Source organism: Actinoplanes sp. CA-015351 (genome assembly GCF_050955685.1).
Taxonomy (GTDB): Bacteria; Actinomycetota; Actinomycetes; order Mycobacteriales; family Micromonosporaceae; genus Actinoplanes.
Genome location: NZ_CP192102.1, coordinates 6,007,335 through 6,029,263, shown reverse-complemented (window position 1 = coordinate 6,029,263; position 21,929 = coordinate 6,007,335). Strand labels below are relative to the sequence as shown.

Sequence of the window (21,929 nt, the reverse complement as noted above, 5' to 3'; positions counted from 1 at the left end):
CTGCCCGGCTCGGCCGCCACCGGATTGCGGCAGCTGAGTGAGTTAGTCGAACGAGGGGACCGTCGTCGCTTTGACGATCTCCTGGAGTGCGGCGACATGCCCTTGGTACGCCTGCTGCCCCTGGCGTGTCATCGACAACCACACCCGCCGGGTGTCCGAGCCGAGGCGTTCCTGCTTGACGTAACCCGCGTCGAGGAGGGCGGCGACTTGTTTGCTGAGTGCCGATGGGCTCAGGTCGAGGTGTTCTTTGATGACCGACAGTTCCAGCGTGCCGCCGGCGACGAGCATCGCGCAGATGCGCAGCCGGTGTGTCGGGTGGATGATCGGGTCGAGGTTCGGGGTCACCGGGGCGCGCCGGTGGAGCGTCGGTGCGCTACGGCGCCGGCCAGGTATGCGGCGGCCGCGGTGATGGCGAGGACGATGATCGGCCATGTCTGGGTGGTGAGTTCGGCGACGATGAACGCGGCGAGGATGCAGGCCATCGCGGCGACGACCGAGGCGAGGAAGATGCGACTGGTGGGGTACGTGAACGGGATGCCCATCCGGTAACCGGCGACCATGTTGACCGCGACGAGCACCGCGCCGGTGGCGAGGAAGAAGACGAAGCCGTCGTCGCCCAGCGTGAAGGTCAGCGCCATGGCGCCCAGCAGAAGGGCGTTGACGGGGTAGAGCCACGTGGGCCACGGCGTGTCCCGGACGGCGCGCTGCACCGTGTTGATGCCGGCCAGTGCCTCGCGGGCCTCGGAGGGGCTCGGAACGTCCACATTGTTTTCCATGGGGGAAACTATCGCAGATGTTTTCCACTGTGGCAACCTTCAACCGCCCGGAAAATATCTAGTGCCACCAGTGGCTGAGCCGCTGCCGCGAGACCGGTCGAGGTGTTCAGTGATGCGCCCCGGCCACTCCGCTCCCGGACCCGATCCCCGACCTCGCGGGATAATTGATGGGCGCGAGTGAATTTCGTACCCTTCCGCCCAGGGCGACCTCGCACTCTTCTACCGGCAGTCCAGCCCGACCTCCGGTCTCGGACGGCACCGCGACCGAGTGCCCAGCCTCCCGGCCGACCCCGAGGCGCTCAGCGCGATCATGCGCGGGCTGCTCATTCACAACTACACGGCGACGGTCCAGGGCCTGCGGTTTTCGGCTTCGCCGGTTACTTCGTGGCGCAACGCTGGATCGGCCATTGGGTGGTCGAATACTGGGATGGTTCCGGCTGGACGCTGACGGATCCGCAAACCGGGCGCGGTGATCTGACCGGTGACGACTTCAGGACGGTGTCACGGCGTGGAATCTCTGTCGCGGTGGCGCCTCCCGGCCGGCCGCCTACGGCAACGGAGAGCTGTGGGGCTGGGATGAGCTCAGGGGCAGCTTGATCAACGACGTCGCCGCCCTGAACAAGGCCGAGGTCGCCGGCTGGTATTGGTGCGACCGCCTCCAGGTGGAGCCCCTCGACCAGCCGCACGACGAACTCGACACGTCACTCGACGTTCTCGCGCGTCTCGCGGCCGCAGCGGATGAGGTCGACAAGCTGGGAAGCTGCTTCGACCGGTATCCGGATTTCCAGCCACCAGCAGGCGCTGTCGCGCGATAGATCCGCTCCGTCGGAGAGGGCCGCGCACCAGCGTTGCCGGCCGGCGAGGCCGAACGGTCATCAAGAGAACAGGTCGAGGGCCGGCGGGCACTACGCGCACCGGAGCGGGTCAGGATCGGCGGGTGACACCGAGGGGACCGACGCGCGGGCGCTCAATGGCCTGGCCGGGCGCTGAGCACAGCGGCGTCGAGGCGGCGATTGGTGTCGGCCGGGTCGAAGCGGGCCGGGTCGAAGTCGCCGGGCTTGTCGATGCCGAGCCATCGCAGCAGGTCCTGATGGCCGGGTCGGGCCGGGTCGGCGAGGGTTTTGACGAGGTCGGCGTACCCGGGGGTGCCGCCGCAGTCCTCCGGCGGGCAGGCGCGTGCGCCGTCGACGCAGACCGGGTATCGGCCGGTGGGTTCGGCGCGGAGCAGGTTCTCCAGCCGGATCTCATGGTCCCAGCCGTCGCCGAAGTCGTACTCGTAGGTGAACGTGTCGCCCTCGGCCTTGGCCAGGGCGTTCAGTGTGGTCTTGCGTTCGTCGGTCAGTTCCAGCTCGGGATCGGGGTGGCCGTAGCTGCCGGTGGCGTGGACGAACATGTGCATGTGCGAGTCGGTCCAGCCCATCACGGCCTGGAGGACGTGGTGCAGCCGGTCGAGTCGGATCGTCGCGGGCACCAGCACGCGGCGCCAGACCGGTGGTTCGGTGTCCTGCAGGGTCACCGTGAGCTGGGCGATCCGGTCGCCGGTGCCGAATGCGGCGCGCAGCGCCCACTCGGCCAGGGAGGTGAACCGCAGTGTGGTGCCGGCCTCGACGGCGTCGAGCGCGACCAGCGCGGCGATGGCGCGGCTCGTGTCGTTGTCGGTTGTGCCGCGCAGAATGCGCATCTGCTCCTCGGTCGCCTCGTCGAGGTAGAAGCGAGCGCTCAGGGTGAGCCAGATCCGTTCCTGCGTCGCGCTGATCGAGGCAGTGCCGCCGCCCTCGGCGATGGCGGCGAACAGCACGGCCGTCCCGTCGGCGAACTCCTCCTCGAACAGCGACGAGAAGTAACCGGGTGGGCAGATCACCGAGCCGAGCTGGTCGAACGCGGCGAACATGGCAGCCCACAGCTGCAGCGGCTGGTCCAGCAGCTGCCGGTTCTTCTTCACCGGCACCAGGCGGCCGTTGACCACGCGTACCATCCCGGCGGCTTTGGCCCAGCCCAGCACCAGGGTGAGAATCGGCAGGTCCGCGCTGCTGCGGGTGCGGTAGACCCGGTCGCCGATCGACGGGTCGATCTCGTCGCCGGTCCCCAGCGCATCGACCAGATGACGAGCGTCGGCCATGGTCAGCTGTCCGGTCTGGGTCAGCGTGCGGCCCTCGCCGACCCACCGGGTCAGGGCGGTCACCTGCCGCAGCACAGGCGCGGACGCCGCGATCGCGGCGAGATCGCTCTCGGACATCGGTGGTCACCCTCTCCGTCAGAGCCAGTCCATCACCGTACGGTGTTCGTGGACCGAGCGGCGGGGAAGGTCACTCCGGTGAGGTCTTCGGAGACGGCCCACAGTCGTTGCTGAACGGCTACCTCGTACGACTGCGGGCTGGAAGTGACCAGCCGGGGGTGGCCTTTGACCTCGTAACGTCCGCCGGGGCCGTAGTACTGGCCGCCGAGGGTGGCGGGGTCGGTGGCGGCGCGCAGGCTCGGCAGCGCGCCCATCGCCGGTGTCTGGGTGAGCAGCGGCGCGAGCCAGGTGAGCGGGAGCCGGAGGGCGGCCGGGGTGTTGCGGGCGAGTTCGGTGCTCGACACGCCGGGGTGCGCGGCCACCGCGACGGTGGTGCCGTGCGCGGCGAGCCGGCGCTGCAGTTCGTAGGTGAACATCAGGTTGGACAGCTTGGACTGACCGTAGGCGCCGACGCGGCTGTACGAGCGTTCCCACTGGAGGTCGTCGAAGTGGATCGCGGCCCGGATGCGGTGGCCGGTGCTGCTGACCGTCACCACGCGCGAGCCGGGCACCGGCAGCATCAGGTCCAGCAGCAGGCCGGTGAGTGCGAAGTGGCCGAGGTGGTTGGTGCCGAACTGCATCTCGAAGCCGTCGCGGGTGGTCTGCTTCGGGGTGTACATCACGCCGGCGTTGTTGATCAGCAGGTCGATCCGGTCGAGCCGGGACCGTAGTGCCGCCGCCGCGGTCCGGACGGAGTCGAGCGAGGTCAGGTCCAGTGCCTGCACGGTCACGTCGCCGGCGATGCGGGCCGCGGCCTGCTCACCCTTCTCGGCGTTGCGTACGGCGAGGATCACCGACGCCCCGCGCTCGGCGAGCGCCTTGGCGGTCTCGTAGCCCAGTCCGGTGTTGGCCCCGGTCACCACGGCCACTCGCCCGTGCTGGTCCGGGATGTTCGCCGTCGTCCACTTCTGACTCATGTCGGAACTCCCACCTGATTAACGTACCGAAGGTATCTTGTGCCGACGACGTTAAAGTACTTTCGGTACGTTGTCAACGTACCGTTGGTACGTAAGTTAGGCTGGTGATCGTGACTTTCCAGCGGGCGCGAACCGAAGAGCAGCGGGAGATCCGGCGACGGGCGATCCTCGACATGGCGTCGGCGATGCTCGACGAGATGCCGGTGGCCGCGGTCACGCTGAACGAACTCAGCCGCCGGGTGGGCCTGGCGAAGCCGAACGTGCTGCGGTACTTCGAGTCCCGCGAGGCGGTGCTGCTCGAACTGCTGGACCACTTCCTGCAGCAGTGGCTGACCGAGCTGGCGGCCGAGCTGGCCGCCGGCGTCGACGAGGATCTGCCGATGGCCGGGCGAGCGGCGGCGGTGGCCGAGATCCTCAGCGGCTCACTGTCCAGCCGCGTGGTGCTGTGTGACCTCTTCGGGGCGCAGGGCAGCGTCCTGGAGCACAACGTCTCGGTCGAGGTCGTGGCGCGTTACAAGCGAGCGTCCCTGGATCGGCTGACGACCATGACGGCGCTGCTCCAGAAGTATCTGCCGGAGCTGGGCGAGGACGCGACGCTGTTCAGCCTGCAGACGATGGTCCTGGCCGGCGCGTTGTCGGCGTACAGCACGCCCCCGCCCAGCCTGCAGGCCGCGTACCAGGCCGAGCCCGAGTTGGCTCGCTTCCACCTGGAGTTGAAGGACTCCTTGAAGCTGGCGCTGACCGCGACCCTGCTGGGTGTGCTGCCTCGCCGCTGACATGCCCGGCTCCCGGCCGCGACCGGGAGCCGGCAGGGCCGGGGTGACGCCGCCGTTCTCGATCGGCATGAGCCCGTCCGGCTGGTGGACCACGAAGTAGGCGTACGCCATCGAGCCGGAGGCGAGGATCGCCGCGGGGCGGGTGAACAGGCCGACGACGATGCGGAACAACGGCCAGGTGACGCTGTCTTGGCAGCTGTCTGCTCGGACACCCCGCCGTACGATGGCCGCGTGTCCCCTTCCGGTGGTGACGACGCGCAGTGGCGCGCTTGGCAGCTTTCGGCCGCCGGCACCGACCGCGGGAAGAAGCGGACGCGGATGATCATCGTGCTCGCCGTCGTTGCGCTCGTGGTGGCCCTCTGCGCGTTGCGTCTGTCCTCTTCGCAGCCCGGCGGGGGGGGGCAACTCGGCCGCGAGAGGGTGATGCCGGTGGTCTTCCTCGGCGGCACCTCTCCGGGCCCGGCCGGTGCCCGGCTCGGCGTCACCCCGTTGCGCGTACGGAAGGGAACGCCGGCGGATCTAGGCAGCTGGCAGCAGCAGGGCGTCGATGTGGTGGCGATCGGCGTGCCGTACTACGTGGACGTGCGGCTGGCCAACAAAGGACCGGTTCCGCTCGACAGCAACGTCAGCTCGACCACCTCAGCGCCGGCGGGGCGATCGGCGGCGCGGCGGTGACATGGTCCGTGGACTGACCACGGTTCCATTCGCGCCCAGAACCACAGTGGGGCCTTACCAGCGCGAATCTTCGTCGAGCACCACGCGCTCGGCAATGCGGCGGGTCTGGTCGTCGAAGAACACGAGCCGGACCACCTCCACGGTCACCGTCGCGGCGTCCCGCGCGGTCAGCGCCTGCCCGATCTGAAGGCCTCGGCCGTTATGCCGCGATCAGGTCGATCACCGCGGACTCCAGCTCCGGGTGGGCGAACACGAATCCTGCCTCGATCAATTTCTTGGGTACGCCTCGACGGCCTGACAGTGCGAGCGCCGGGTCGGCCCGCAGGAACACCGACCCGACGTGGACCAGAGGCGCGGGGCTCGGCAGACCGACCGGACGACGCAACGAGCGCCGCAGCGTGGACATGAGTTCGGTGTTGCGTACCGGGTGGGGGGAGGTGGCGTGCACGACGCCGGACAGTGACGGGTCGTCCAGGCAGAAGCGCACGATGGCGCACATGTCGTCGACGTGCAGCCAGCTGATCCACTGCCGGCCGCTGCCCATCGCGCCGCCGAGGCCCCAGCGGACGAATCCGGTCAGCCGGTCGAAGGCCGGGGTGCCCGGGTCGAACACGATGCCGGTGCGCAACGTGACCCGGCGCTCAGCGGGGATCTGCGCGGCGGCGTCCTCCCAGGCCCGGGCGACGCCGGCCATCTGCGGTGGCCCGTCGGCGGGTGGCGCCGACTCATCGAGGACCGTCTCGCCGGCGTCGCCGTAGATGGCGAGCGTGCTCATCTGCAGCAGCACCGGGATCGGCTGGTCCAGGTCGGCGCAGGCGCGGGCGAGCGCCCGGGTGGGTTCGGTGCGGGAGCTGGTCAGCAGGGCGATGTTCGCCGGGGTGGCCCGCCGGAACACCAGTTCGCCGCAGAGGTTGAGCAGGGCGGCGCCGGCGAGTTCGGACGCCCAGCCGGCCTCGACGGTCCGGCCGTCCCAGTGCACGTGCCGGCCCCAGCGGACCGGGGTGGCCGAACGGCTCAGGACGACCACGTCGTGGCCCCGGCCGATCAGGTCCTGGGCGATGCGCTGCCCGAGGGCGCCGGAGCCACCGGCGATGACGACCTTCACCGGGCGAGGGTGGCGACCGAGCCGCCGATAGGGCTCACCGTCATGGACGGCAGCGGATTCCACACGGCGGCGACGTCCCGCATCAACAGCGCGCAGTCGGGCACCGCGGATCCCGGCGGGAACCGGTCCGGGTCGTCGAAGAACGACGACCGCACCGACACCAAATCCACCGGCGTGACCTGCCAATCCTCGACGCTCAGTTCGATGCCGTCGAGGCGGCCCGGGTCAGGCGTGACGGAGAAGCCCGCCGCGCCGCGACGGAAGAACTCCGATGCCTGGCCGACGCTGCCGAAGACCTGGCTGGCCGACAGGTCGGCGGCCGTGCGGGCGTGGACGTCGACGCGTACGTCATCGCCGAAGGCGATCCGCAGTTCGTCAGCGCTCTCCCGCACGTCGAACCGGCTGCGGTGGTGCCGCCCGGGGAAGACACGGCCGCCGGCCCAGGCGTTGAGCCGCGACCCGGTGTCACGACGCGGGATGTAGACGCCGTAGGCGACACCGCCCGGCGTGTCCCATTCGACAGCGACCCGGTGCGCGCCGTTCTCGCTGCGCCAACCGAACGGCAGCAAACCGAACGGCAGCAAACCGAACGGCAGCAAACCGAACGGCAGCAAACCGAACGGCAGCGGACCGGCTGGCGCGGGCACGAAAGCCGGGCGCACGTTCCCCAGCCGGATCAGACAGATTCCCGACACCGCCCACCCGTCGACGACCTGCGGGCGCAGCGGCGCGGGCAGCAGCCGCGCGGTGACCTCCGGGTCGGTGCGGTAGTTCACGAGCAGTCGTCGCTGAACGACGCTGGCCAGCCGCGGAGCTCTCATCGGGTCGCCTCCGTAGAACGTCTTGAGCAGTCGCTCAAAACGAAGACTACGACGTCTTGAGCGACTGCTCAACCCCGCCGGTCGAATGGCCGCGATGATCTACCGTCGAGCCATGATCGAAGACGCCACCTGGCTGCCGTACGCCGTCACCGCCTTCCTCGTCGGCGTCCCGGCCCTGGTCGGCATCGCGCTGATCATCGCGGCGGTCCGGCGGTGGCTCACCCTGCGTGCGCTCGCCGCCTCCGGCCGCCCGGCGACCGCCCGGGTCGTCGACAACCAGATGGAATCCGGTTCCGAGGGCCGGATGAGCTTCCGGCCGGTCGTCACGTTCCGTACCGAAGCAGGCCAGGACGTGACGACACCGCTCGCCGACCTGGACGGATTCCGCTCCCATGTCGTCGGCACCGAGATCGCGGTGCTCTACGACGCCCGGAACCCCGCCGAGGCGACACCGGCGCGCGGCAGCAACGCGCGACTCGTCGCCACTGTCGTGTTCGGCGTGATCTTCCTGGTCTTCGCGCTCTGCGCCTACCGGCTCGGCAGCATGATGATCAGCGACTTCCTGGACATGGACACCGGCTTCGGCCAGGACGTCGACATCCCCTGAGGCCGCGGACCGCCTAGGCTGCGGGGATGGTCCGCGATGAGCTGCTGCGCCTGCGAGCCCGCGCCGAGACCGAGGCGGCGACCCTCGCGAGCGACCTGGAGTCGGTGTTCGCGGCGTCCCGCGACTCCAACGCCGACGACGAGCACGACCCGGAAGGCGCCACCATCGGCTTCGAACGCGCCCAGCTCACCGCGCTGCTGGCCGCCGCCCGCGACCGGATCGCCGAGGTCGACGACGCCCTGGCCCGGGTTGGCGCCGGAACCTACGGCGTCTGCGAGCGCTGCGCCCAGCCGATCGCCGCGGACCGCCTGACGGCCCGCCCGTTCGCCCGCCACTGCATCACTTGCGCTTAGCGCGCCTCAGACCCCCTCTCGGGTACGCGGAAACGAGCACCGCCGCGAGCCGGTCACCGGGTGAACCGCTCCAGCTGCGCCACGTCGACGGCCGCCCCCATCGCCAGGAACCCGGCCCGGTTCGGATGCAGGTGATCCCCGGCCCCGCCCGCGCTGCTGTTGGTGTCGAACTCCGGCCGCAGATGTCCCGGCCGCGCCGGATCCTCGGTCACCGCCGAGAAGTCCGCCACCCCGTCGAACAACCCCGACGTGCGGATGAACGTGTTCACCGCGCGACGCTCGGCGTCGGTCTCCGGCGTGCCGTAGAGCCCGAACGCGGTACCCGCCGACGGTGTCAGCGTCGCCCCGACGATCTTGATGCCGCGGGCGTGGACCCGGCGGATGACCTCCCGGTATCCGGCGATCACCTGCTCCGCCGTGGCGCCGCCGCCACCGAGATCGTTGATGCCTTCGAGCAGGATCACCGCGCGTACCCCGGGCTTGGCGAGAACGTCGCGGTCCAGCCGGTCGAGAGCCGGCGGCCCGTCGCAGGGTGTGCAGCCGCCGGGCGTGCGACCGATCCGGGTGACCATGTTGCCGCCGATCGCCTCGGTCACCACCGAGATCGGCCGCCGGCCCTGCGCCCGCGCGTCGAGCCGGCGTTGCAGCACGTCGGGCCAGCGGTCGGCGCCGTTGATCGTGGAGAAGAAGCCGTCGGTGATGGAGTCACCGAACGCCACCACCGTGGCCGTGTCACGCCGCTGCGCCTGCACCTCGGAGACGAAGAACCACGAGGTCGTCGAGTGCGGGAACGCGGTGTCGGCGATGTCAGCGGTGTGATCCCCGGCGTTCGGATCGGACAGATACGACGTCGTGAACGCCGCCGCATGCCAGGTCATCGGCCCGCTCACGCCCGCGACGAACACACTCACCGCGAGACGCTGCGACCCCGCGTCGGTCACCCTGATCGGCACCGGATCGCTCAAGACCGTCCGGCCCTTGGGTACGGTGACCGAGCCGTGACCATCGAAGGTCAATGCCCGATTCGTACCCGGTGTCAGATTGCCGCCGCTGGACTGCAGACCCGCGTACGCGCGTCCGAAGGTGACCGGCCGGGTGCCGTACTCGTTGGTGAGCCGGATCCGCCAGCTGGTGCCGGTGACGGACGGGTCGACGATCAGCCGCAGGGTCTGGTTGCGGGCCTGGTCGTCCGGGAGTGCCGCGCTCAGCAGCGGCGCGGTGTTGCCGGGTCCGGCCGGGCCGGGGGTTCCGGGCTGCGCGACGGAGTACCCGGCCGGGTAGACACCCTGCGCGGACCCGGCCCAGGCGGCCGTCCACGGCGCCGGTGAGCCGGTGGTGTGTGCGATCGGTTCGTGGGCGATCGCGGCCGCGGGGGCGAGGACCACCCAGGCGACGGCGGCGGTGACAGCTCTGCTCGGACGTGTGACTCGCATGGTCACTCCCTCGTGGACGCCGATGTCCCATCGATGTCCATCGTTAGCACGCGCGCCGGGCACACTCAATGCCACGCACCGCTCTCACCGTCGGGTGAAAAGCCACCCGGGTCGGATTTGATCGATTTTCGTCGCTAGAGTGCCTGTTTCGGCGTACCCAAGAGGGGTTTGTCGGTGACGGGGGAGGCGTGATGGGCAGGCGGACGGCTCGGGGTGGGGCGGCGCTGGTCGTGGCGGTGGCCATGGCGATGAGCGCATGCGCAGGCAACGGCGCGACACCGGAGGCGGGCGGCGGCGTGAAACCGACCGAGGCCGCGAAGGACGCGAGCACCGCGCTGATCGACGCGGCGACCACGTTGCAGAAGCAGTCGTTCAAGAGCGTCATCGACATGGGTGAGGCCGGAACGGTGAACGGCGTGATGGACCCGGTCGCGAAGACGGGCGAATTCCTGATGGAGGCCGTGTCCGACGGTGCGAAGGTCAAGACGGAGATGCGGATCGTCGAGGGCGTCAATTACGTCCGGCTGACCATTCCGGGCGCTGATATCCCGGGCATGGACGGTACGACGTGGCGCAAGCTCAGCGGCGCCGGCGGCACCGGCACGCTCGGCGGATTCGACGCCTCCGACACGGTGAAGAGCCTGGAAGCCGCCAGCGAGGTGACGTGGGCCGGCGACGACGCGGTGACCGGGACCATCGACCTGACCAAGGCCGGGCAGCAGCTGGGCATGGGTGCGGAGGTCGCCGACAAGCTCGCGACCAAGACGGTGCCGTTCCGGGCGGGGTTCGACGACCAGGGGCGACTCGTGCGGTACTCGGTGACGGTGCCGGGGGTGGGGTCGGAACCGGCGACGACGATGAACATGACGTATTCGGATTTCGGCGTGCCGGTCACGGTGAAGGCACCGCCGGCGTCGGAGATCGCCACCGAATAGGACGCATGACGACCCGGCGGTGGCTCGGCAAACGATCCGCCGCCGGTTCGGCGGGGCTCGGACCGTGCCCGGTACGGGAAGCCTGTCGGACCGCTTACGGACAACGCCGACCTTATCGGTGTGTCCGCTCTGTCGCTACGACGCGCGGGAGCGGGCTTTGTGAACGTCGGCGATTTGGATTGCCAACTGGCCCGCGAATTCGAGGCCGGCCATGCGTACGGCGAGGGCGCGTGCCGGGTGGGTGTGGCCGTTTCGGGTCAGGCGGGTCAGCCAGCGCTTCTCCAGCTGACGGCGGCCGACGATCGCTGCCACGGCGAGACCGATCGCGGCTGCGGTCAGGGCGGCTTTGCGCTTGTCGAGAGGGGCGTCCTCGGTTGCCTCCACACCCTCGCTGACGGGGAACGGGTTCTGCCCGACGACCAGGTCATCGGAGGCCTCGGGTTCGTCGGCGGTGTGGGACTCGTCGCCCGGTGCGATCAGGTAGCCGATCGCGCCCACGGTCGCCACCGTGCCGAGGCGTGCCAGGCGTCGTTTCGCCGGTGGCAGTTCCTGGGCGACGATCCAGGCGCTGCTGAGGACGGCTTGCAGAGCGGCCAGCCCGACGGCCCGCGGATATGTGGCAGGAGCACCCATACGGCGACGATAACCCCACGGGTCAACAAGATCAGCGGGCGTCATCAACCACGGCCCATGCCTTAACCGTCGCCCGGCGTACCGCAGCGACGATCGACCGGGCTCTGAGCGCGTGCACGGCCATACGCTGCCAGAGCGTGGAACGCGGCCTTCGGCGTCCACGATCCGTCCGGCAGCACCCGCACGATCCCGCGAGCGGCGAGGTCGAAGTCGCGGTCCGGGTCACCGGTGGTCGGCAGGTGCCGGTTCGCGAACGTGTAGACGAACGCCGCCTCCACCCCACCGGCCTCGTAATCACGCAGCAGCTCCACGATGTAGTCGGCCTGCCCCTGCTCGTCGCGTACCAAAGCCCTGGTGAGCGTCGCCGCCCCGCCGTGCTCGTCGTAGGTGACCGGCTCGGCCCCACCTGCGACGTCGCCTGCACCGCGGAACGTGCAGCAGCCGAACTCGGTGGCGGCATACGGCTTACCCTGTTCGACCGCGGCGGCGAGGGACTGCGGGAACGCGGCGGCGTTCGTCGCATCCCGGTACCCGGCGTCGCTGGCGATGATGTCGAACGCCGCCCAGTCGACGGCTTCCAGCGGAATCGAGGCGTACCCGACGGGCCCGGCGAACCGCTCCCGCACGGCCGGCAGCGCCTCGGCGAAGAAGTCACGCACGGCGGCCTGCGCGGCCGGGATCGCCGCACGCATCCGCATCGGATCGGTGAACAACGCCATCCGTTCGGTCAGGTCGCGGCCGGGCAGGAAACCGTCGGTGAACATGGAGATCTCCGAACCGGCGAGGTAGACCACCGACGCCCCGCCGGCCCGCAACCGTTCGGCGCGCTCAGCACCGTCGAGTACGAACGCCATCAGCTGGTCACGGTCGAGGCCGTTGGTGAACGGGCAGTACCAGACCTCGAGCCCCGCCTCGGCGGCGAGCTTCCCGGCCAGTTCGAGCCGGTCCTGGATGCCGCCGGTGATGCGTACCGCGTCGCAGCGCAACTCCTCGCGGATGACGCGCAGGTCGCGCCGCACGGTCTCCGGGTCGAACGGTTCGTGAGTCGTGGACCCGGCGCTGACGAAGCCGGTGTCGTAGTTCATGCCGAAGACGCGCATCGGACCTCCCCGCTTTAAGGTACGACGCGTACCCTATAAGGTACGTCCAGTACCCTGCAAAGGGTGAGCACACGGCGTCGCGGTGCAGAGCTGGAACAAGCGATCCTGCAAGCGGCAGCGCAGGAACTCCGCGAATCCGGCTACCCCGGCATGACCATGGACGCCGTCGCCACCCGCGCCGGAACCAACAAGAACGCCATCTACCGCCGCTGGCCCAACCGGGCCGCGCTGGGCATAGCCGCGTACCGGCACCTGACCGACACCGTGATGCCCGACCCGGACACCGGCACGCTGCGCGACGACGCCCTGCAAATGCTGCGCCAAGCCAACCAGACCTGGTCATCACCGTACGGAACAATCCTGCGCGGCCTGCTCACCGCAGCGGCCGACGACCCGGAACTGCTCACCCTGATGCGCGAACGCACCGGCGCCGACACGATGGACCAGACCTGGCTGACGATGCTGCAGCGAGCTGTCGCCCGCGGCGAGGCGCCGGCCACAGCGATCCACCTACGCGTCGCGACCACGCCGATGATGCTGCTGCGCGCCGAATACGCGATGCGCGGCATCCCCACGGTCCCCGACGCGGTGCTGGTCGAGATCGTCGACGAGGTCTTCCTGCCATTGGTACGCGGCCGCGCCCACGTCGGCTTCAGTCGTGGGTGATGGAGAAACCGAGGATGACCGCAGCCGAGACGACCACATGCCCGGGCGCCAGGTCCTCTGCCGCGGCCTCGCCTCCGGACCCGTGACCTCGATAGCGCTCCGCGCCCGCCCGATCAGGATCCACGTCCTCGACATGCACCACAGCGCCGAGACGGATCCCGGCGGCCTCGGCGTACAGTTCCGCCTTGCGCCGCGCCGCCTGACGACGCGCCTCGCGCGCATGTCGCCCTTACCGGTGACGTCGAAGTCGACCGCTTCGATCTTGTTCCTTCCGGCCGCGACGACGTCGACCAGCAGCTGCTGCACGTCGTCGAGGTTTGCCGACTCCACGGCGAACGACGCCTGGCACTGGTAACCCAGGAACCGGCGCTCAGCGCCGTAACCACTCCCGGCTCGAGAACCGGTTATAGGCACTGATCGTTACAGGCCCAGCGTGAGCGGGCCGGTGGGCGGCCCGGACGTGAGCAAAGTGGTTAGCGGCGTGGCAAGGTCACGAGGCGAGAACAGGTCCGGTCCGGCGTAGGCAGCGATCTCAGAGAGCCGCCACCAGCGAAAACCGGCAAGATGCTCAGCGGCGAGTTGCTCGTCGGTGAACTCGCCGTGCGGCTCGAAATGGGCGGTGCGAACCAGGAAGTAGTCGTTGACGAGTGCGGGCGCCCGATCCGCGGCAGCGACCACCTGATGCCAGACGTGCGGCGCATCGGCGGCGACAACCAACCCGATCTCCTCCCTCAGCTCACGACGCAGCGCGGCCAGCCCGTCCTCACCTGGCTCGATGCCGCCACCCGGAGCAGCCCAGACGGCCCGCGCCCCGTCCGGAACCGCCGGGTGCGGGAAAACGAATCGGCACAGCAGGAGACGGTCGTCCTCGTCGAGGAAGATCGCGCGGGCCGAGGCCCGAAGGTTCAGCGACAATGCAGACTCCTGACCCCGTACGGTAGCGACGTTCACCGTAGGGCAACGGCCGCAGCCGGCGACCTCAGTAGAGTGCCGGGGTGCCTGATCATCTGCCTGGCTGCACGTGCTGCGGTGCGCCCCTGGACCGTGTCGACCTCGATTTCCGATCGGCTCTGCCGGACGCGTTCCTGCCGCTGTCCCCGCAACAGCGCGCGTCGGCCTGGGGCAACAGCGACTTCCAGCGGCTCGCGGGCGTGGGCGGATTCGTTCGCTGCCTGATGCCGGTGCACCTGACCGACGGCGGGAGCGTGACGTACTCGGTGTGGTTGCAGCTCGACGACGACCAGCTGCGCCATGCCAACAAGGTTTGGACCACACCGGAGTACTCCGCGCTGAAGCTTCGCGGGGAGGTCGCCAACGCGATCAAACCGTGGCCGGAGCTGCTCGGCGAATCCGCCGGGGCAGAGGTACGAGACCCCAGAACGCTGCCGTACCTGGTCGCCGACAGCGACAGCCTGCTGTCGCGCGTGCTGACCGAGTCGTGGGACCGCGACGACGTACTCAACTCGATTTGGCACCCGCTGCCGGTCTCGGTGCGCCAGCAGGTCACGCCGAGTTGGTCGATCGACCGTACCGTTGGATTGCGGGTGAGCGCCGTCGACGGCGTCATGCGGTTCGTCGGGCCCGGCCGGAGCGTCCAGGTCGAGGCCTTCGACGTGCCGGGTGCGCTGGCCGGCGAGGCGGCGATCGCCGAGTTGAGCCGGGGTTTGCCGGAACGATGCGAGGGCGAGCTGTCGGAACCTGACGGCGAGCCGGCGCGGCGTGCCTTCTGGCTCACGGCAAGCGCCGACGGCAGAGCGCAGCACGAGCTTTACGGATACACCGCGACCCCGGCAGGCGTCCTCAGCGTCATCTGCATGTACGACGACGCGTCCGACCTGACGTGGGCGCAGTCCGTCTGGCGATCGACGCGACACCACCACGGATGGACGTCGGCAGGTGCGGAATGCCACTGATCGAAGTGGGCGATCCCGACTTTCGTGTCAGCCAAGTAAGTTTTGAGGCGCTGCTCGCCATCCAGCGGGAGGCGGAACTTCTTGGCTTTGCGACTCGATGGTCATCGGTGGAAGAAGTACGCAGCCACATCAAGGAGGAACCCGTCATCCTGCAATCGCTCATGCGTGAGGAACGCGCGGGAGAGGTGCGAAGCTACCGATGCCTCATGTTGTTCGCCGCCGCAGACGGAAGCCCCTCCGGAGGGATCGCCACGATTGATGTCGATCCCGCCAGGTTCCGATCACTGGAGCGCCTCGATCGAGACCCCGATGTCTCCCGAGCGTTCGCCCGGATTTTCGCGCTCGCGACCGGCGGAATCGCGATGATATCCAAGTCATAGGGAGGCGCCGGCCACACAGACGTCAGCTCTGGTCGGCGGAGGCGAGGTGGCGCTGTACGCCTACGGCCCCGATGCGAGAAAGCTGTTTTCCGTGGTGGAGGCCGAGCAACGCATCGACTTTTGACCAGCGGACTGATGCCCGGAAATGCCGATGTGCTGGTTGTTGGCAGTGCTGCGCGGAACGCATTCAGGAGACCGACGGCGGCCACCGGTGTCGGTGCCACTCGGCCCATGTCACGAAACCGACCGGGGGATTCCCAACGGGTTCGCTGCCGTCGAGTTCGCCCCGCGTCGGGATCTCGATGGTGGCAGCCCAATCAGTGAGTTCCTCATCGGACATGGGCCACGTTGTGTTAGGCGCTTCGGCCTGACGCCGATCAAGTCGGATCCGCTGCTCTGCCGGGGTGAGCTCGAAGTAGAGAATCTCGACCGTCGCCCCGACGTCTGCTGCGGCCTGGCGCAGAGCCGAGCGTTCGTCCCGGCTCCACAGGCCGAAGTCGATGACGACGTTGTTGCCCAGTTCCAGGGTGCGCAGCCCGATCTGGATGAGCCGGCCTTCGATCACGTCGCCCGCTGACGGCGGATTGGCGTGTCCGTAAAGGGCCTTCACCCATTCGTCTTTGGTGAGACGAAGCGCTTCCTGCTCGATCTCGATGCGCCGAGCGGCTGTGGTCTTGCCCGTGCAGGGCAGACCCACCGTCAGGAACAGCTTTGGTTGCCTCATCCCCGCCCCTTCCGACCGAGCCGAACGCGTCATCATCGCCGACAGGGTCTCTGTGCGGTGGAGGGGGGCCGGGTGCCGTTCCAGTGACGCTGGACCACAGATCGAACGCGGCCACGAGGGCCGGAAATGTCGGCGTCCTCCCGCCATGAACACCACCCCGAACGGTCCAGATGCCACTCGCCACGACTCGTTTGTCTTTGGTGATCGGGGCGGCTGATTTGACGGCCCTCTCGGTGGCCCGCACGGACGGCTCGGTTTTCTGCGGTGGCCCGCCTGGGCCTTCTCGGCGCCGCACTCACATGCCGATGAGCGGATGTTTGCATAGGTTGCCGCAGCAGCTCCATCACATGCTTTGAGGCGTCATCTGTCTTAAGGTCCAGGGCGTGCACAACACCCTTACGGAACACGCCCGGTGCCGCTACGGCGACGAGTATCAAACGCCCGTTTTGCGGTGCTCTCAGGATCACGATGACCGACACTTCATCGAGAAGCTGACCTTCGCCGATGCGGAGGAAATCCTGAGGATGCTGCACACCTTATCCCCGAACATCGTTGACGGGCTTCTCCCGGTGTGGGTCCGTAATCTCGCCTACCGACTGGTGCTCCTCCAACGGCCAGACGATCCAGCGCTGATGCGCGAAGCAGCGCACAGCCTTTGGATGCACGGACCGGACTGGGATGACGTCGCGGCCGGCCTGGAGCACCGCGCCTCGGCTCTGGAACGACTGAAGCAGACCGGTGATGTCCCCAGCGAATCGCACTGATCTGCCGCTGTCCGCGCTCGGGTTGGCACTGTCGTCACGGCCAGTCGTCAGCGGCCCGGCTCGGCGTCCTGTCGTGCCGACGAGAGCGCGTTCAGCTGAAGGCAAAAATTCTCCGCGACGTGGTCGACTTCATTCGCTGGCTGACGACAGATGATGTTGAGTCCGTGCGCCGTTTGATCGCTGTTGTCCGGTCGTTCAGCGAGGCAGGTGGCCACGGAGGAAGGTTCGGATGCCTGCGGTGATAATGGTACTTATCTCGGCCTTATCGAGTACGGCGGCACCCTGTTGGGATCGTTCCATGATCTCCGCGAAGGCCAGTAGATGAAAATGGATTGCCATACGGTGTGGATCTTGGCCGGCGAGTAGTCGTTGGCGGGTGAGCAGATCGAAGTGGCGGGCGAGTTCGGCGCGCGCCGCTTCGGGTCCGGTGTGCTGCCAGGCCTCGCGCGCTTGCGACGGGAAGTGATTCGCCTCCGTCGTGATCACCCGGATCAGAGCGAAGTGTTCGCTGAACTCTTCCATGGTCGCCATCCATGCTTGGGCGACCGCGATCAGGCTCGCTTCCAGATCGGCAGGCGAGTCGAGGCACTGCCTGGTCCGCGCGACGAGGACGTCCCTGACCCGCGCTGAACTTTCTGTGACGACGGACGTGAAGAGGGTCTCCTTGTCGCCGAAGTGGTTGTAGATCGTGCGGGTGGATACGCCCGCCTCCAGCGCGATCGCGTCGATGCTTGCGCGCGCATAGCCGTCGCGCGCGAACACTATCCGCGCCCCTCGCCCGATGGCTTCACGTTTGTCGGCCCAGCCACGGCGGGGCCGGGTTGCTTCGTTCGCAGTGCCCATCGCCATCCTTCTTGCAGTCATCGTTTTACTTTTTTGCAGTTGTCGTTGTAGGTTACGGCAGTCAGCGAACGCGCCTGAAGGAGCCCTGCATGATCGTCGTCACCGGAGCCACCGGCCAGCTGGGTCGGCTCGTCGTGCGGCACCTGATCGACCTGGTCCCGGTCGATCAGATCGCCGTTCTCGTGCGCGACCCGACGCGCGCCACCCACCCGGCCGGACACGGCATTGAGGTGCGCACCGCCGACCACGATGTCCCGTCATCGCTAGCCGGTGCTTTCCGCCCCGGGGACCGTGTCCTACTCATCTCGGGCAACCAATTCGGGCGACGCCAGGCCCAGCACGAAGCCGTCATCAGCGCGGCGAAGAACGCCGATGTCGCCCTCCTGGCTTACACGAGCATCCTCGGTGGCCCGAACACTCAATTCGTGATCGCCGCTGACCACCACACCACCGAGCAGGCGATCAAAAGCTCGGGGCTACCGTTCAGCTTTCTCCGCAACGGCTGGTACACGGAGAACTACACCGCCCAATTGCCCACCGTGCTGGAGCACGGCGTAGTCGTCGGGACCGCCGCGTCCGACTCTCGACTCGCCACCGCGACCCGTAACGACTACGCCGCGGCCGCAGCAGCGGTCCTCGCCGGAGCCGGTCACGAGAACACCACCTATGAGCTGAGTGGCGATGAGGCTTGGAGCCTGGACGAATACACCGCCCACGTTTCCCGGCAGTCTGGTAGAGACATCACCTACCGGCAGGTCCCGGCCGCCGAGTACCGGCAGTTGCTCTCCGCTGGCGGCCTCCCGGACGCAATGCTCGATGTCTTCATCGAAACGGAGAACGTGATCGCACGAGGTGCGCTCGCCCTCGTCACCGGCGACCTACGTCGTTTGATAGGTCGTCCGAGCACCAGTCTCACGGCAGTCATCCGCGACGAGCTGAACGCAATCCACAGCGTCGCTGCCGATGACGAAGTCATCCACCGGCAGCGCAACAGGTCATGAGCCTGCCAACGCTATTCGCGCCCCTAACCGGTCCAGGATCAGGCGCACTCTCATGGCACCCCTCTGTGTCAAGGTGTGGCGAGGAGCGGTGTTCTAAGGTGGTCTTCGGCGGGTCCGGGAAGTGACTTCTCCGAAGTGTCGATCTTGGGGTTTGGGTCGACCGCGCTGGATTGCAGAGTCGCCCCCGCTTGTCCTCCCGGGCCCGTCCTGAGCCGTGTGGCGTCGGCGACCATCTGCCGGAAGACAACGTCGGACAGCCGGCGTTTCAGTGCCCGCATGGCTTCCATCGTGGTCTTGCCTTCGGCGAGCTTGCGTCGGTAGTAGCGGCGTCCTTCGGTGTCGTTGCGGAGCTGGACCACGGCCATGATGTGCAGGACCCGGTTGATGCGCCGGTTCCCGGCGCGTGACAGGCGGTGGCGGTTCTGGTCGCCGGAGGACGCGTCAATCGGGGCGGTGCCGTTCCAGGACGCGAAGTGCCCGCGGCTGGTGAAGCGGCTGACGTCGCCGATGTCACCGATCAGCCGGGCGGCGCCGGACGGGCCGATCCCGTGAAGTTTCTGCAGTTCGCTGCCGGTGGATGCGACCAGTTCGGTGAGCTCGGCGTTCGCAATCTTGATCTTCTTGTCGATCGTGACGAGCTCGTGGATCAGTTCGGAGGCCAGCCAGCGGCGGGTCTTGCCGACGACGTCACGCGGCCGGACGGTGTTGAGCAGGACGCGTGCCTGCTGGGCGGACAGGAACTTCTTCGCCCCGCCCGGCACGAGCTCGAGTAGCAGGTGATGCAGCCGGGACACGACCTCGGTGCGGGCCCGGCCGAGCTGGTCACGCCGGTCGACGAGCAACCGCAATGCCACCGTAGTGTCGTCGACGATGACTTTCCGCAGGTCAGGGGTGCGTAACGCGACGACGGCAACGCTGTGGGCGTCGACGGGGTCGGTCTTGCGGCCTTGGCCGGTGGAGAAGACCCGGGCTCGGGCGGACAGCTTTGCGGGCACGTCCAGGACGGTCTCGCCGTCGGCGACCAGGCGCTGGGCGACGTGACGGCCGATGCCGCTGCAGCCCTCGACCGCCCAGATCCGGTGGGTGTGCTTGCGGCCGGCGGACAGCATGGCCTGGTAGCCGTCGGTGTCGGTGCCGAACCGGCCTTTGGCCACGACGCGTTCGCGCTGGTCGATGATCTCGATAGTCGCGGAGCGTTTGTGCGGGTCTACGCCGATGATGACCTGGCCCATGTGCTTGCCTCTCCTCGAACCGACCAACGTGTCGGCGGGAGGGCAGCGCTACTTTGAGCTGGGCATACCCCTCTTGAGCCACTCCGCGCCGCGGTGACCGGCAGGCGCATGCCATGAGTGAGTCACACCAAACCTGCGGTGGACAGCCGCGTGCGAGCGATCCCACCGGTCACCTCGACCAAGCCTGGCCGGGCTGCGGTCGTACTTCAATGAAACAAGTAGCCGCTGTCCGGGCGCTGGCAAACGGTATGGCCGTCGCTCTCCGTTCGAGTTCCACACGCGCTCGAACTCGGCTTGTGTGATCTCGAAGGCGCTCCACTCGTCGCCGGAGTCGTAGAGGATCACATCGATGAGAGCGCCGTAGCTGTCGCATCTTGCGGCCAGCGCTTCGGCGCCCACAACGTTCTGCCGTGACTTGGAGGGCTCTCCCGAGTCGCCGTGTTCTGGCAAGATCGACACGGGGAGGTGGATTTCGTTGCCGTACACGTGGGTTTCGTCGGGTGGCGGACCGCTACTTGCCGCTCCGAAATCGGCACTGTCGCTGTGGGCCGGGACTGATAGCACGGATGGACCCGTGGAGGACTGGGGAGACTACGGCCGGGCCTGTGCGGTCAACGGTTACATCGGCATGGTCGCCATCGGTCAGCAGCAGGCGCTAGTCCTGGGCGACGAGCCGGCGACGACGACGTACCTGCCCTCGGAACGGCTTTTCCTGCGCTGGGCCGCGGCATACGAGGAAGGCGACTTGGTCAGCGCTGCGCGCCAAGCGGTACGGGACGGTGTGGAGTGGGATGCCGATGAAGATGTCCGCTGGGTAGTGGACGGGCCAGTCGTGTTGTTCGATTCGGCCTGGCCTGGAACGGAGTTGGAGGCCGACAACCACCTCGTCGTGGAACTGCACCCGGGTACCTACCGAGTCCGGGCGACATACCGCGTCGATGGCGACAATTGGATGATTCTCGTTCAGCTTCAGCCCGTCCCTTAAACGTGCGCGGCTGAAGGCGAACGCAGGCTGGATCAGACATCCGGATCTGCCGCGTGTAGGGCGCATGCCGCGCTGCGGATGGATGGCTGGATGGACGAACGCGTTCGGTTGCGGCGTTGCTGTAGCAACCAGGTCACGCGGGGTGGCGTGGGGCCGGCGTCACCACGCGGATGATGGAAGCGCCGTCGACAATTTTTTCGCCCTGCTTCATAGCTGTGGTCAGGTTGTAATACCCCGGCCCGGCATCGGAGCTGATCAGAATGGTGCTCACCGGCTTTTCACCGGGTGTACCGGACGGCCGCACCGGCGGGGCCGTTAACGTCACATACTCGGCCGCATTTGTTGAGTCTTCTGGTGCCGACTTCAGCTCGCTCACCGTCGCGTACGGTCCGGTCAGGCTTGCCGACAGCTCGACCGGCGCCGCGCCGCCGGCAGCCGGGACGTTCGTCGATTCGACCGTCCAGCGAACGGACATCACCTGGCCAGGATGATACGGCGAGTCGACGTCCGTATCTGCGCAGCAGCTATAGGTCACAACAGCTGAAGATGCGCCATCTCCAGCCTCGCCGGCCGTACCGGGATCGCAAGAGGCAAGAAGCACGGCCGCCGCTCCGGCGGCGCCCAGCAGCGCGAGGCGGTACAGGAACACGGCACCCCTTTCGATCAACTCGCAGCGACCCTAGCCAGCGTCGCCGAGCCGGTCGACACCGAGGGCAACCCAGACGCGCTCGAACTCGGCTTCCGTGATTTCGAAGGCGCTCCAGTGGTCGCCGGAGTCGTTGAGGCTCACTTCGCTGAGAACGCCGTAGCTGGCCTACGGGTGATCGGGACCGTATCTCAGAATGCGGCTGGCGTCGTAGACCTCGACCTGGCGGACGAGCCAGCCGTCATCGCCGGCCTCGAAGAACCAGACCGAATGGCCCCTGCCGTTGAACTCATCGCCTCGGGTCTCGGTCCACCGGCGGCGATAGACGCGACTCGGCACCGCGGAAGACTACCGGCGCGCGACGTCCTC

Annotated in this window: 28 protein-coding genes and 1 pseudogene; 12 read left to right on the top strand and 17 right to left on the bottom strand. The window is 68.1% G+C overall.

Annotated features, from left to right (window positions below; all coding sequences use genetic code 11):
* Nucleotides 1-42: 42 nt before the first annotated feature.
* Together ACQP2E_RS27530 and ACQP2E_RS27525 are read right to left on the bottom strand one after the other, a co-directional pair.
* Nucleotides 43-345 (bottom strand): transcriptional regulator, encoded by a 303-nt coding sequence (locus ACQP2E_RS27530; protein ID WP_433825847.1) that lies wholly within the window; start codon nt 343-345, stop codon nt 43-45.
* Nucleotides 342-776: a hypothetical protein gene (locus ACQP2E_RS27525; protein WP_433825846.1), complete on the bottom strand. Its 435-nt coding sequence runs from the start codon at nt 774-776 to the stop codon at nt 342-344. The genes ACQP2E_RS27530 and ACQP2E_RS27525 overlap by 4 nt, the downstream gene beginning before the upstream one ends.
* A gap of 593 nt (nt 777-1,369) precedes the next feature.
* On the opposite strand from ACQP2E_RS27525, the gene ACQP2E_RS27520 reads away from it, so the two are divergent.
* A complete protein-coding gene (locus tag ACQP2E_RS27520) occupies nt 1,370-1,591 on the top strand; it encodes a hypothetical protein (protein WP_433825845.1) in 222 nt (73 codons plus the stop codon).
* 152 nt (nt 1,592-1,743) lie between these two features.
* On the opposite strand, the gene ACQP2E_RS27515 is transcribed toward ACQP2E_RS27520, so the two are convergent.
* Together ACQP2E_RS27515 and ACQP2E_RS27510 are read right to left on the bottom strand one after the other, a co-directional pair.
* Entirely contained in the window at nt 1,744-3,012 is a 1,269-nt protein-coding gene (locus ACQP2E_RS27515) for a plasmid pRiA4b ORF-3 family protein (RefSeq protein ID WP_433825844.1), read from the bottom strand.
* Between the two features lie 32 nt (nt 3,013-3,044).
* Nucleotides 3,045-3,968 carry an SDR family NAD(P)-dependent oxidoreductase gene (locus ACQP2E_RS27510; RefSeq protein ID WP_433825843.1) on the bottom strand — a complete coding sequence of 308 codons (924 nt, stop codon included), beginning with the start codon at nt 3,966-3,968 and terminating at the stop codon, nt 3,045-3,047.
* Between the two features lie 104 nt (nt 3,969-4,072).
* Here ACQP2E_RS27510 and ACQP2E_RS27505 point away from each other — a divergent pair, with 104 nt between their 5' ends.
* Nucleotides 4,073-4,744: a TetR/AcrR family transcriptional regulator gene (locus ACQP2E_RS27505; RefSeq protein WP_433825842.1), complete on the top strand. Its 672-nt coding sequence runs from the start codon at nt 4,073-4,075 to the stop codon at nt 4,742-4,744.
* Nucleotides 4,745-4,777: 33 nt separating this feature from the next.
* On the opposite strand, the pseudogene ACQP2E_RS27500 reads toward ACQP2E_RS27505, so the two are convergent.
* Nucleotides 4,778-4,906: pseudogene (locus tag ACQP2E_RS27500) on the bottom strand (DoxX family protein); the annotation flags it as partial.
* A gap of 69 nt (nt 4,907-4,975) precedes the next feature.
* Between ACQP2E_RS27500 and ACQP2E_RS27495 the strand changes: the two are divergent.
* On the top strand, nt 4,976-5,419 hold the full coding sequence (locus ACQP2E_RS27495; RefSeq protein WP_433825841.1) for a hypothetical protein: 444 nt from the start codon (nt 4,976-4,978) through the stop codon (nt 5,417-5,419).
* A gap of 199 nt (nt 5,420-5,618) precedes the next feature.
* Here the strand turns inward: ACQP2E_RS27495 and ACQP2E_RS27490 are convergent, their stop codons facing one another.
* Both ACQP2E_RS27490 and ACQP2E_RS27485 read right to left on the bottom strand, forming a co-directional pair.
* Nucleotides 5,619-6,524, bottom strand: coding sequence for a TIGR01777 family oxidoreductase (locus tag ACQP2E_RS27490; RefSeq protein WP_433825840.1), 906 nt, complete (start codon nt 6,522-6,524; stop codon nt 5,619-5,621).
* A complete protein-coding gene (locus ACQP2E_RS27485) occupies nt 6,521-7,345 on the bottom strand; it encodes a hypothetical protein (protein ID WP_433825839.1) in 825 nt (274 codons plus the stop codon). Before ACQP2E_RS27485 ends, ACQP2E_RS27490 begins: the two co-directional genes overlap by 4 nt.
* A gap of 112 nt (nt 7,346-7,457) precedes the next feature.
* Here ACQP2E_RS27485 and ACQP2E_RS27480 point away from each other — a divergent pair, with 112 nt between their 5' ends.
* Entirely contained in the window at nt 7,458-7,952 is a 495-nt protein-coding gene (locus tag ACQP2E_RS27480) for a DUF3592 domain-containing protein (RefSeq protein WP_433825838.1), read from the top strand.
* Nucleotides 7,953-7,978: 26 nt separating this feature from the next.
* Entirely contained in the window at nt 7,979-8,305 is a 327-nt protein-coding gene (locus ACQP2E_RS27475; RefSeq protein ID WP_433825837.1) for a TraR/DksA family transcriptional regulator, read from the top strand.
* A gap of 53 nt (nt 8,306-8,358) precedes the next feature.
* Here the strand turns inward: ACQP2E_RS27475 and ACQP2E_RS27470 are convergent, their stop codons facing one another.
* Nucleotides 8,359-9,738: an SGNH/GDSL hydrolase family protein gene (locus ACQP2E_RS27470; RefSeq protein WP_433825836.1), complete on the bottom strand. Its 1,380-nt coding sequence runs from the start codon at nt 9,736-9,738 to the stop codon at nt 8,359-8,361.
* Nucleotides 9,739-9,929: 191 nt separating this feature from the next.
* On the opposite strand from ACQP2E_RS27470, the gene ACQP2E_RS27465 reads away from it, so the two are divergent.
* The gene (locus tag ACQP2E_RS27465) at nt 9,930-10,673 is read left to right on the top strand and encodes a hypothetical protein (protein ID WP_433825835.1); all 744 of its coding nucleotides are present in this window, start codon (nt 9,930-9,932) and stop codon (nt 10,671-10,673) included.
* Between the two features lie 135 nt (nt 10,674-10,808).
* Here ACQP2E_RS27465 and ACQP2E_RS27460 read toward each other — a convergent pair whose 3' ends face one another.
* Together ACQP2E_RS27460 and ACQP2E_RS27455 are read right to left on the bottom strand one after the other, a co-directional pair.
* Nucleotides 10,809-11,306 carry a hypothetical protein gene (locus tag ACQP2E_RS27460; protein ID WP_433825834.1) on the bottom strand — a complete coding sequence of 166 codons (498 nt, stop codon included), beginning with the start codon at nt 11,304-11,306 and terminating at the stop codon, nt 10,809-10,811.
* 62 nt (nt 11,307-11,368) lie between these two features.
* Nucleotides 11,369-12,406 (bottom strand): hypothetical protein, encoded by a 1,038-nt coding sequence (locus ACQP2E_RS27455; RefSeq protein ID WP_433825833.1) that lies wholly within the window; start codon nt 12,404-12,406, stop codon nt 11,369-11,371.
* Nucleotides 12,407-12,469: 63 nt separating this feature from the next.
* Here ACQP2E_RS27455 and ACQP2E_RS27450 point away from each other — a divergent pair, with 63 nt between their 5' ends.
* Nucleotides 12,470-13,072, top strand: a complete 603-nt coding sequence (locus ACQP2E_RS27450; protein ID WP_433825832.1) for a TetR/AcrR family transcriptional regulator — start codon at nt 12,470-12,472, stop codon at nt 13,070-13,072.
* Here the strand turns inward: ACQP2E_RS27450 and ACQP2E_RS27445 are convergent.
* Together ACQP2E_RS27445 and ACQP2E_RS27440 are read right to left on the bottom strand one after the other, a co-directional pair.
* Entirely contained in the window at nt 13,059-13,214 is a 156-nt protein-coding gene (locus ACQP2E_RS27445; protein ID WP_433825831.1) for a hypothetical protein, read from the bottom strand. The genes ACQP2E_RS27450 and ACQP2E_RS27445 overlap by 14 nt on opposite strands.
* Nucleotides 13,215-13,492: 278 nt before the next feature.
* The gene (locus tag ACQP2E_RS27440) at nt 13,493-13,987 is read right to left on the bottom strand and encodes an NUDIX hydrolase (RefSeq protein WP_433825830.1); all 495 of its coding nucleotides are present in this window, start codon (nt 13,985-13,987) and stop codon (nt 13,493-13,495) included.
* A gap of 80 nt (nt 13,988-14,067) precedes the next feature.
* Here ACQP2E_RS27440 and ACQP2E_RS27435 point away from each other — a divergent pair, with 80 nt between their 5' ends.
* Nucleotides 14,068-14,985, top strand: coding sequence for a DUF2199 domain-containing protein (locus tag ACQP2E_RS27435; protein WP_433825829.1), 918 nt, complete (start codon nt 14,068-14,070; stop codon nt 14,983-14,985).
* Entirely contained in the window at nt 14,976-15,365 is a 390-nt protein-coding gene (locus ACQP2E_RS27430) for a hypothetical protein (RefSeq protein ID WP_433825828.1), read from the top strand. The genes ACQP2E_RS27435 and ACQP2E_RS27430 overlap by 10 nt, the downstream gene beginning before the upstream one ends.
* Before the next feature lie 187 nt (nt 15,366-15,552).
* Here ACQP2E_RS27430 and ACQP2E_RS27425 read toward each other — a convergent pair whose 3' ends face one another.
* Entirely contained in the window at nt 15,553-16,125 is a 573-nt protein-coding gene (locus ACQP2E_RS27425; protein WP_433825827.1) for an ATP-binding protein, read from the bottom strand.
* A 347-nt stretch (nt 16,126-16,472) separates the two neighbouring features.
* Here ACQP2E_RS27425 and ACQP2E_RS27420 point away from each other — a divergent pair, with 347 nt between their 5' ends.
* On the top strand, nt 16,473-16,853 hold the full coding sequence (locus ACQP2E_RS27420) for a hypothetical protein (RefSeq protein ID WP_433825826.1): 381 nt from the start codon (nt 16,473-16,475) through the stop codon (nt 16,851-16,853).
* Between the two features lie 195 nt (nt 16,854-17,048).
* On the opposite strand, the gene ACQP2E_RS27415 is transcribed toward ACQP2E_RS27420, so the two are convergent.
* Nucleotides 17,049-17,696, bottom strand: coding sequence for a TetR/AcrR family transcriptional regulator (locus ACQP2E_RS27415; protein WP_433825825.1), 648 nt, complete (start codon nt 17,694-17,696; stop codon nt 17,049-17,051).
* An 89-nt stretch (nt 17,697-17,785) separates the two neighbouring features.
* Here ACQP2E_RS27415 and ACQP2E_RS27410 point away from each other — a divergent pair, with 89 nt between their 5' ends.
* On the top strand, nt 17,786-18,697 hold the full coding sequence (locus ACQP2E_RS27410) for an SDR family oxidoreductase (protein ID WP_433825824.1): 912 nt from the start codon (nt 17,786-17,788) through the stop codon (nt 18,695-18,697).
* A 68-nt stretch (nt 18,698-18,765) separates the two neighbouring features.
* On the opposite strand, the gene ACQP2E_RS27405 is transcribed toward ACQP2E_RS27410, so the two are convergent.
* On the bottom strand, nt 18,766-19,929 hold the full coding sequence (locus ACQP2E_RS27405) for an IS110 family transposase (protein WP_433825823.1): 1,164 nt from the start codon (nt 19,927-19,929) through the stop codon (nt 18,766-18,768).
* Nucleotides 19,930-20,344: 415 nt separating this feature from the next.
* Here ACQP2E_RS27405 and ACQP2E_RS27400 point away from each other — a divergent pair, with 415 nt between their 5' ends.
* On the top strand, nt 20,345-20,914 hold the full coding sequence (locus ACQP2E_RS27400; protein ID WP_433825822.1) for an immunity 21 family protein: 570 nt from the start codon (nt 20,345-20,347) through the stop codon (nt 20,912-20,914).
* A gap of 133 nt (nt 20,915-21,047) precedes the next feature.
* Here ACQP2E_RS27400 and ACQP2E_RS27395 read toward each other — a convergent pair whose 3' ends face one another.
* Nucleotides 21,048-21,563: a hypothetical protein gene (locus ACQP2E_RS27395; protein WP_433825821.1), complete on the bottom strand. Its 516-nt coding sequence runs from the start codon at nt 21,561-21,563 to the stop codon at nt 21,048-21,050.
* A gap of 165 nt (nt 21,564-21,728) precedes the next feature.
* Nucleotides 21,729-21,899, bottom strand: coding sequence for a hypothetical protein (locus ACQP2E_RS27390; RefSeq protein WP_433825820.1), 171 nt, complete (start codon nt 21,897-21,899; stop codon nt 21,729-21,731).
* Between the last annotated feature and the right edge of the window lie 30 nt (nt 21,900-21,929).

What these genes read in the sequence shown, in the direction of transcription:
- ACQP2E_RS27525 (WP_433825846.1), bottom strand. Translation starts at nt 776, where the DNA reads ATGGAAAACAATGTGGACGTTCCGAGCCCCTCCGAGGCCCGCGAGGCA.
- ACQP2E_RS27515 (WP_433825844.1), bottom strand. Translation starts at nt 3,012, where the DNA reads ATGTCCGAGAGCGATCTCGCCGCGATCGCGGCGTCCGCGCCTGTGCTG.
- ACQP2E_RS27510 (WP_433825843.1), bottom strand. Translation starts at nt 3,968, where the DNA reads ATGAGTCAGAAGTGGACGACGGCGAACATCCCGGACCAGCACGGGCGA.
- ACQP2E_RS27485 (WP_433825839.1), bottom strand. Translation starts at nt 7,345, where the DNA reads ATGAGAGCTCCGCGGCTGGCCAGCGTCGTTCAGCGACGACTGCTCGTG.
- ACQP2E_RS27480 (WP_433825838.1), top strand. Translation starts at nt 7,458, where the DNA reads ATGATCGAAGACGCCACCTGGCTGCCGTACGCCGTCACCGCCTTCCTC.
- ACQP2E_RS27475 (WP_433825837.1), top strand. Translation starts at nt 7,979, where the DNA reads ATGGTCCGCGATGAGCTGCTGCGCCTGCGAGCCCGCGCCGAGACCGAG.
- ACQP2E_RS27470 (WP_433825836.1), bottom strand. Translation starts at nt 9,738, where the DNA reads ATGCGAGTCACACGTCCGAGCAGAGCTGTCACCGCCGCCGTCGCCTGG.
- ACQP2E_RS27465 (WP_433825835.1), top strand. Translation starts at nt 9,930, where the DNA reads ATGGGCAGGCGGACGGCTCGGGGTGGGGCGGCGCTGGTCGTGGCGGTG.
- ACQP2E_RS27460 (WP_433825834.1), bottom strand. Translation starts at nt 11,306, where the DNA reads ATGGGTGCTCCTGCCACATATCCGCGGGCCGTCGGGCTGGCCGCTCTG.
- ACQP2E_RS27455 (WP_433825833.1), bottom strand. Translation starts at nt 12,406, where the DNA reads ATGCGCGTCTTCGGCATGAACTACGACACCGGCTTCGTCAGCGCCGGG.
- ACQP2E_RS27430 (WP_433825828.1), top strand. Translation starts at nt 14,976, where the DNA reads ATGCCACTGATCGAAGTGGGCGATCCCGACTTTCGTGTCAGCCAAGTA.
- ACQP2E_RS27425 (WP_433825827.1), bottom strand. Translation starts at nt 16,125, where the DNA reads ATGATGACGCGTTCGGCTCGGTCGGAAGGGGCGGGGATGAGGCAACCA.
- ACQP2E_RS27415 (WP_433825825.1), bottom strand. Translation starts at nt 17,696, where the DNA reads ATGGGCACTGCGAACGAAGCAACCCGGCCCCGCCGTGGCTGGGCCGAC.
- ACQP2E_RS27410 (WP_433825824.1), top strand. Translation starts at nt 17,786, where the DNA reads ATGATCGTCGTCACCGGAGCCACCGGCCAGCTGGGTCGGCTCGTCGTG.
- ACQP2E_RS27405 (WP_433825823.1), bottom strand. Translation starts at nt 19,929, where the DNA reads ATGGGCCAGGTCATCATCGGCGTAGACCCGCACAAACGCTCCGCGACT.